Here is a 3,342-nt window from a genome sequence, read left to right on the forward strand (position 1 = left end):
TCCCCGCACCTTCCAGCCGACCCGGAAGGACCGGCTGCGCCCCCTCGAGCTCATCGGCTTCTCGGCCGTCATGGCGCTCTTCGTCGGCGGCGTCGTGCTGCTCTCGACCCGCGAGATCGTCGTGGGCCTGATCTCGTTCGGGGTGACGTTCATCGTCGTGCTCGTCGCGATCGCGATGTTCTCCCTCACCTTCAAGCCCGACGACGCCGAGATCGCCGACATCGACGAGCAGGACCGCGGGCACGGAGCCTGACGCCGGCGCCCGCGGTCGTCGTGTCGGAGGTGCGGGCTAGCGTGCCGCCGTGGCGGAACCGATCGGACGATGGTGGCGGAGGCGGCGCTTCTCGCGCGGAGCGGAGGTGCCCTACGCGGTCGGCACCTACCGCGAGGCCTGGCGGTCGTACCCCGTGCTCGTGCGGCAGTACCGGCCCGAGTACAACGAGGGCATCGTCCTGAGCCAGATCCCGCCGGCCGCCGACGTCTACCTCTGCTGGCTCTGCGATGCGGGGCACGTCTTCGTCGCGACTCCCGATGAGCAGCGGATGCGCCCCGGGCGCGAGCGGCGCCTGTCGTCCTGGTGCCCTGAGTGCGCCGAGGCGGCGGCCCCGCGGGGGCCACGGGCGGCTCCGATGCGCCTCGCGGGGGAGGAGGCGCCGCCACCGGCTCCCGTGCCTCCGCGCCGCCCGACCCCCGGCCGGACCGTCTGCACGAAGACGCCCGCTCTCGCGGTCGGCGAGCCGTTCGCGAGCCGGTGCGCGCCTCCTCCCGCGTCGGCCGTCGAGGCGCGCCTGCGGGCTCTGCTGGCCGAGCGGCTCGAGTTCGAGGCGGGGCTCACGGCGGTCCGGCTGTCGCGCCCGTTCTTCGACCACCTCGAGGCGTGGCCCGACATCGTCCTCGGCGAGCTGCGCGTCGCGATCGAGTACGACTCCACGGGGCGGCACGGGCTCGAGCACGTGGGGAAGCGCGAGGAGGCCGACCGGCGCAAGGACCGCGCGCTGCGGGCGGTGGGCTGGGAGGTGCTGCGGGTGCGCACGGGGCGGCTCGCTCCGCTCGGCCCCTTCGACCTGGAGGCGTCGTCGGTCACCGCGGCGCTGGCCGATCGGGTGCTGGAGCGGCTGCGCGAGATCCGGGGACCGCTGCTGGTCGGCGCGTGGTGCCGGTGAGCGGAGTCCGCTCGGGGGAAGGGGTCAGGTGCGCAGCGCCAGTGCCTCGCTCACCCACCGGCGGTGCAGCGCCCACGGGTCGGGCTCGCCGGCCCGCACGGTCTCGACGTGCCGGTCGAGCGCGGGACTCCGCGTGAACCACTCAGTGCGCTCCAGCCGCTCGGCCGCGAACCGGGCGTGCCGGGCCTGCTCGAGCGGGCGGCCGCCCCGCTCGAACGCCAGCAGCTCCTCGTGCCGCAGCCGGTGCAGCCGCTGGCGGGGGTTGGCGCTCGTGCCGATCTTGAGGCGCTCGCCGAAGCGGATGTAGTACACGACCTCGACGCGCGGCGGCCCCAGCTCGCCGTCCAGCACCTCGCCGTGCCGCCACTCGCACGCGGCGCACAGCCACGCCGAGGGCAGGCGCACGCCGAGGCGGGACCCGCAGACCGGGCACGGCGACGGCAGGGCGTCGACGACTCCGTCCTCCTGCGCCACCCAGTCGTGCGCGAGGCCGAGGTGGGCCGGGCAGAGCGCCACGGGGGCGCCCGCCTCGGCCCGGGAGGTGCATCCGTCGATCGAGCAGGCGCGGGCGGCGGATCGGGGCATGCCCCGACGCTAGGCGCGACGACCGACACTCGGTCGCGCGCCCCGCGGCGGAGCTCAGCCCAGGCGGTCGACCAGGGCCGAGGCCGCACCCGTGTAGCCGGCGGGGGTCAGCGCCAGCAGGCGCGCCTTGGCGGCGTCGCCGATGTCGAGCGCGCCGACGAACGCCGCGAGGTCCTCGGCGCCGAGGCGCTTGCCGCGGGTCAGGTCCTTGAGCATCGCGTACGGGTCGGTGATCGACGAGCGCCCGGCGGTGACCTCCGCGCGGATCACGGTCTGGATCGCCTCGGCGAGCACCTCCCAGTTGCTGTCGAGGTCGGCGGCCAGCGCTCGCGGGTCGAGGTCGATCTCGAGCAGGCCGCGGGCGATGTTGTCGAGGGCGAGCAGCGAGTGGCCGAAGGCGACCCCGATGTTGCGCTGCGTCGTCGAGTCGGTGAGGTCGCGCTGCAGGCGCGAGGTGACGAGGGTCTGCGCGAGCGAGTCGAGCAGTGCGCTGGAGAGCTCGAGGTTGGCCTCGGCGTTCTCGAACCGGATCGGGTTGATCTTGTGCGGCATGGTCGACGAGCCCGTCGCTCCGGCCTGCGGGATCTGCCGGAAGTAGCCGAGCGAGATGTAGGTCCAGACATCGGTGCAGATGTTGTGCAGGATCCGGTTCGCGTGGGCGGCCTTGCCGTAGAGCTCCGCCTGCCAGTCGTGCGACTCGATCTGGGTGGTGAGCGGGTTGAAGTCGAGTCCGAGGGACGTCACGAACTCCTCGGCGAGTCCCGCCCAGTCGACATCGGGGTCGCTCGCGAGGTGCGCGGCGAAGGTGCCGGTCGCTCCGCTGAATTTGCCCAGGTACTCCGTCGCGTCGATCTGCGCGAGCACCCGCTCGAGGCGGTAGGCGTAGACCGCGAACTCCTTCCCCATGGTGGTGGGCGTGGCGGGCTGGCCGTGGGTGCGGCTGAGCATGGCCTCGTCGCGGTAGCGCACGGCGAGCTCGCGGAGGGAGTCGACGACCGAGCGGAGCTTGGGCTGCCAGATCTCGCCGACGGCCTGCCGCACGACGATCGCGTAGGAGAGGTTGTTGATGTCCTCGCTGGTGGCGGCGAAGTGGGTGAGCTCGGCGATGCGCTCCAGGCCCAGGTCGGCGAGCCAGTGGCGCACGAGGTACTCCACGGCCTTCACGTCGTGGCGGGTGGTGGCCTCGAGCGTCGCGAGCTCGTCGATCTCGGCCTGGCCGAAGTCGCGGGCGCGACGGCGGAGCTCCTCGGCGGTGGCCGCGTCGACCGGCTCGGAGCCGAAGAGGCGGCGATCGGTCAGAGCGAGCAGCCACTCGACCTCGACGTGCACGCGCGCGCGGTTCAGTCCCGCCTCCGAGAGGTACTCGCCGAGCGAGGAGACGGCGGAGCTGTAGCGGCCGTCGAGCGGGCTGAGCGGCTGGAGGGGGAGCGTCATGCGGTGGTGCCTTCCGGTTCTCGGGAGTCTGTCTCGGTCAGGACGGTGCGGTTGCCGCGCAGCCCCGGTTCGATCTGGGCGAAGAGCGACTCGCAGGCCCGCTCGATGAGCGCGAGCACCGAGTCGAACGCCGCCGCATCGGAATAGTAGGGGTCGGGCA

Annotated in this window: 4 protein-coding genes; 2 read left to right on the forward strand and 2 right to left on the reverse strand. The window is 73.3% G+C overall.

Annotated features, from left to right (window positions below; all coding sequences use genetic code 11):
- The coding region (locus IOC53_RS18440; RefSeq protein WP_307786260.1) for a hypothetical protein at positions 1 to 253 on the forward strand (253 nt) is incomplete at its 5' end.
- A gap of 49 nt (positions 254 to 302) precedes the next feature.
- Entirely contained in the window at positions 303 to 1,163 is an 861-nt protein-coding gene (locus IOC53_RS18445; protein ID WP_207408047.1) for a hypothetical protein, read from the forward strand.
- Positions 1,164 to 1,187: 24 nt separating this feature from the next.
- On the opposite strand, the gene IOC53_RS18450 is transcribed toward IOC53_RS18445, so the two are convergent.
- Complete coding sequence (locus IOC53_RS18450; RefSeq protein ID WP_207408048.1) at positions 1,188 to 1,748, reverse strand: GIY-YIG nuclease family protein; 561 nt, start codon at positions 1,746 to 1,748, stop codon at positions 1,188 to 1,190.
- Positions 1,749 to 1,802: 54 nt separating this feature from the next.
- A complete protein-coding gene (purB, locus tag IOC53_RS18455; protein WP_207408049.1) occupies positions 1,803 to 3,182 on the reverse strand; it encodes an adenylosuccinate lyase in 1,380 nt (459 codons plus the stop codon).
- Between the last annotated feature and the right edge of the window lie 160 nt (positions 3,183 to 3,342).

The organism is Rathayibacter sp. SD072, from assembly GCF_017355185.1.
Lineage (GTDB): Bacteria > Actinomycetota > Actinomycetes > Actinomycetales > Microbacteriaceae > Rathayibacter.